This is a genomic window from Terriglobales bacterium, assembly GCA_035691485.1.
GTDB lineage: Bacteria > Acidobacteriota > Terriglobia > Terriglobales > Acidobacteriaceae > JAIQGF01.
On sequence record DASSIZ010000005.1, the window covers coordinates 1 to 3,082 of the forward strand.

Genomic DNA, 3,082 nt, shown 5'->3' on the forward strand with positions numbered 1-3,082 from the left:
GTTCATCACACCCGGCTCAGATTCAGTGCCGACGGTCCTTCCAGCCGGGTTTTCCGCTTGCCGCGAGCCTAGTTACTGTTAAATAATCTTTGGACTTGTCGGGCGACCAGATCCCTCATGAATTGTCCGAAGTGTGGAACCACTAACAACGATACTGTAGGTAAGTGCGTCCGCTGCGGCGCTGCGCTGGTTCGCGCCGGCGAGGCGGAGACGCTTGTCGGCGTGAGCCTGCCGCCCATGCCGGCCATGGTAAAACAAGGTGCGGTGGCCGCCCCCGCTCATGTGCCGCCTCCTGAACCCCTCCAGGATTCCAATGTCGCGACCGCCGGTCCGTGGGCTGCGCTCGGCGTCACGGGAAGCTCGGACCAGGTGGACTTCGGTCCGCGTTACCGCATTGAGCGCCTGCTCGGCCAAGGTGGCATGGGCGCGGTATACAAGGCGTGGGACAAAGAACTGGAGCGCCCGGTTGCGCTCAAACTGATCAAGCCCGGTCTGGCTCTTGAAGCCGGCGTCGAGGCGCGTTTTAAGCAGGAACTGCTGCTTGCCAGCAAGGTTTCCCACCGTCATATCCTTCGCATTCACGATCTCGGGGAAGCCGGAGGCGTGAAGTTCATTTCCATGGCCTTCGTCGAAGGGCAGGACTTGCACCAGCTCCTCATGCATGAAGGCAAGCTGCCCGTCGAGCGCGCGCTGAAATTCACCAAGCAAATGTGTGAAGCCCTGGAGGAAGCGCATCGCGAAGGCGTGGTGCACCGCGATTTCAAGCCGCAGAACATCCTGCTCGACAAGCAGGAGAACGTGTACGTCTCCGACTTCGGTCTCGCCAAGTCGCTGGAGCAGGACACCGGCATGACCAAGAGCGGCGAGTTTCTCGGAACGCCGCGCTATATGGCCCCGGAGCAGGTGCAAGGCGGAAAAATCGACCATCGCGCCGATCTCTACGCCCTCGGCCTCATCCTCTACGAGATGGTCAGTGGCGATGTCCCGTTCCACGCCGATACCACCCTGCAGCTGATGTACAAGCGCGTGCACGAGGTGCCGCAGAGCCCCAAGATTCTCAATCCCGAGCTGCCCGACTGGATCGTGCGCGTCATCATGAAGTGCATCGAGCGCGATCCCGCGCAGCGCTACCAGAGCGCCGGGGAGATCCTGCATGATCTGGAGACCGCGACCGCGCCGCCGAAATCGGGCTCGCGCAGCGTGCAGATCGCGCTGCCGGGATTCGAGGTCAATCGGAGCTGGCTCATCGTGGCCGCTGCAGTCCTGCTAGTGGCATCTCTGGTGGCAATTCCCTCGGTACGGCATCGGATTCTCGGCGGTGGCGGCGCGGAGTCGAGCGGTCCGCACAAGCCGGTCACCGTCCTGGTGGCCGACTTCACCAACCATACCGGCGACCCGGTGTTGGACGGAACGGTGGAGCCGATGCTCAATAAAGCCCTGGAGGGCGCCAGTTTTATCAGCGCTTACAGTCGCGAATCGGCGCGCAAGGAAGCTGAAAAACTTCCTCACCCCAGCAACAAGCTCGATGAACAATCGGCACGGCTCATCGCGATCAAGCAGAGCGTCAATGCGGTCATTACCGGCGAGATTACCCTGCGTGGCGGCCAGTACGAGGTGTCGGCGATCGTGCTGGATGGTACCACTGGCAACGTACTCGGCAAAGCCAACGTCAGCGTCTCCAACAAACAGGATATTCTGCACGACCTTCCCGAGCTGGCAGCGCAGATTCGCAAAGGTTTGGGTGACACCACGCCCCCCTCGGTCCAGTTAGCTGCCGTCAGGGGGAGTTTCAGTGCTGCTTCTCTGGAAGTCGTTCACTACGAAACCGTCGCTGTGGAACAGCAGTTCGCCGGCAAGTATCAGGAGGCGTTCGATTCTTTCAAGAAGGCTTCAGAACTGGACCCGAGCGACCCGGGTCCGTACTCCGGATTGGCCGCGAGCGCTGGGAACCTGGGCAATCGAGCTGACGCCGAGAAGTACATCAAGCTGGCCCTGCAACACGAAGACCGGATGACGGAGCGCGAACGCTATCGGTATCGGGGCCTCTACTACAACAGCGTCGGCAACTGGCAAAAATGCATTGATGAGCTGAGTCAGCTGGTCGAGAAATACCCCAGTGACAGGGCGGGACAGACGAACCTCGCGGTATGTAACGCGTACGCGCGCAATTTTGCCAAGGCTACGGAAGTGGCGCGGCGAGCTGTCGAGTTGGTCCCCAAGGGCGCGATGCAGCGCGTCAACCTGGCGTTCTATCTGACCTACACTGGTGATTTTGAGGGCGCGGAGCGGGAGGCACGGACGGCGCTGCAGATCAACCCGAGCTCCCTGTTGACTTACACCGCTCTGGCCGAGGCACAGCTGGGAAAGGGACAGTTTGCTGAGGTCGAGCAAACCTATAAAAAAATCCAAGATCTTGGTGCGCAGGGCGCGTCCGCTGCCGCCTCGGGGCTTGCCGACCTGGCTGCCTACGAAGGACGGTACGCGGATGCGATCCAAATTCTGGAACAAGGCGCCACCGCCGACCTGGCGGCCAAGGACCGTGACGCCGCCGCCGAGAAACTCGCTACCCTCGCGCACCTGCAGGTTTTGCGTGGACAGAAAGGCGCGGCCGTTGCCGCTGCGAACAAGGCGGTGTCGATAAGCCAGGCTTTACCGGTTCGGGTGCTGGCGGCGCAGGCCTTGATCGAAGCCGGCGAAATCGCCAAGGCGCTACAACTCGCCTCGGTCATGGACTCCGACTCGCAAGCGGAGCCGCAGGCCTATGGAAAGATGATCGAAGGGGAAGCGGCCCTGGCGCGCCGTGACACGAACAACGCGGTCAAGCTGATGACCGAAGGCGTCAAGCTTTTCGATACCTGGATCGGCCGGTTCGAACTAGGGCGCGCTTACGTGGAAGCGGGACAATTTGTCGAGGCGGATTCGGAGTTCGATCGGTGCGTGAAACGAAAGGGAGAGGAATTCGAGCTCTTCATGGACAATGTGCCCACGATCGCTTATTTACCGCCGCTTTACTACTACCAAGGGCGTGTGCGCGAAGGGCTTAAGACTCCCGGCTTTGCCGATTCCTATCGCACCTATCTCA

At 61.0% G+C, this 3,082-nt stretch carries 1 protein-coding gene; it reads left to right on the forward strand.

Translation table 11 applies throughout. The features are described from left to right. Nucleotides 1–117 precede the first annotated feature (117 nt). Nucleotides 118–3,082, forward strand: a 2,965-nt coding sequence (locus VFI82_00535; protein HET7183140.1) for a protein kinase, incomplete at its 3' end; no start/stop codon positions are given.